Origin of the sequence: Vibrio sp. 779(2023) (genome assembly GCF_033344285.1) — a bacterium.
In the GTDB taxonomy this organism is placed as follows: domain Bacteria; phylum Pseudomonadota; class Gammaproteobacteria; order Enterobacterales; family Vibrionaceae; genus Vibrio; species Vibrio alginolyticus.
Genome location: NZ_JAWPOM010000158.1, coordinates 1 through 1,194, shown reverse-complemented (window position 1 = coordinate 1,194; position 1,194 = coordinate 1). Strand labels below are relative to the sequence as shown.

At 48.3% G+C, this 1,194-nt stretch carries 2 protein-coding genes; both read right to left on the bottom strand.

From position 1 onward, the window contains the following. Nucleotides 1–804, bottom strand: an 804-nt coding sequence (locus tag R8O70_RS25735; protein WP_318184527.1) for a LysR family transcriptional regulator, incomplete at its 3' end; no start/stop codon positions are given. A 165-nt stretch (nucleotides 805–969) separates the two neighbouring features. Then, nucleotides 970–1,152 carry a hypothetical protein gene (locus R8O70_RS25730; protein ID WP_005458692.1) on the bottom strand — a complete coding sequence of 61 codons (183 nt, stop codon included), beginning with the start codon at nucleotides 1,150–1,152 and terminating at the stop codon, nucleotides 970–972. Nucleotides 1,153–1,194: the final 42 nt, after the last annotated feature.

Below are 1,194 nucleotides of genomic sequence, written 5' to 3'. Positions count from 1 at the left end.
TTGGAATGGCAACGGTGTTACGACTAGGGCATAGCGCTCAGCAACCAGATACGCCAAATCTGCCGGAACGGTAATGATGATAGGCAGAGTATCCACAATCGCCAGCGCAGCTTCTAAATGGTACGCACGCAGCACCATTTTGCGTTGCGGCTTGTCGATCAAAGCTTGCTCAATCAACGCTTTCACTCCGTCACTGATGGCAATCATCGCGTGAGGGTGGCTCAAATAGTCGTCCAAACTCATCTCTTGATTCGCCAAAGGATGCTGTTTGGACAGTAAACACAACACGCCAACGCGGCCAAGAATTTCGCTACGCAGCGGCTCTACGGGGCCTGTTGGGCGACAAATGGCGAGATCTGCCCCTTCATAAGTCAACTGATCGGATAAACGGTCATGCTGCAAAGGCAAAAAGTTAAACGACACATTCGGCGCTTCTTGATAAATGCGCGGTAAAGCAAACGGCAGGATAGTTTGCATGGCGTAGTCCGTGGTCGCGATGGTGAACGTCTGATCGCACTGCTGAGGATCGAACTCGACGGGCGACAATAATTGGCGCAGCGATTCCAACGGTTCACCTAAAGAGCGATCAATTTCTAGCGCTTTTTGGGTTGGGATCAAGTGCTGACCTTGGCGCGTAAACAGCGGATCGCCAAGCAGATCGCGTAATCGCCCTAACACACGACTCATCGCCGATTGGCTTAAATTAAGGCGAGTTGCCGCCTTACTGACGCTGCTTTCTTCAATCAGTACACGCAACGCGACTAATAAATTCAGATCTCGGCGATAGATGTCTTCTAGTTCCACGATTTGCCACTTACAATGCGAGGGTTTTATCAAATTGTACTCTTCAGGCAAAAAAAATCCCGCCTTTCAGCGGGGAAGCCCAAGAAAAATGGGGATAGTGTCGGAATGAAGTGTTGGTAAAAATAGGTGAGCGGTATTGTTCATGTTTGATTGAGGCAAGAGGCGCTAATTCTCTTGCTCTGATGCACCTGACCATTTGTGCATCTCAATCCAAATCCCAATAATGGTTGCACTCATGCCTGCTAAAGGCATCAATGAGGTTTCAGCTGGCGTTCTAAGTACCAATGCACAGAACGAGATAAAACACAGCACTGAGTAAATCGTAAGTCTGTCTAACGCTGTTAACATCGCCTCTCCTTGCCAGTTGTTACCAAATTGTTAATTTAAGGT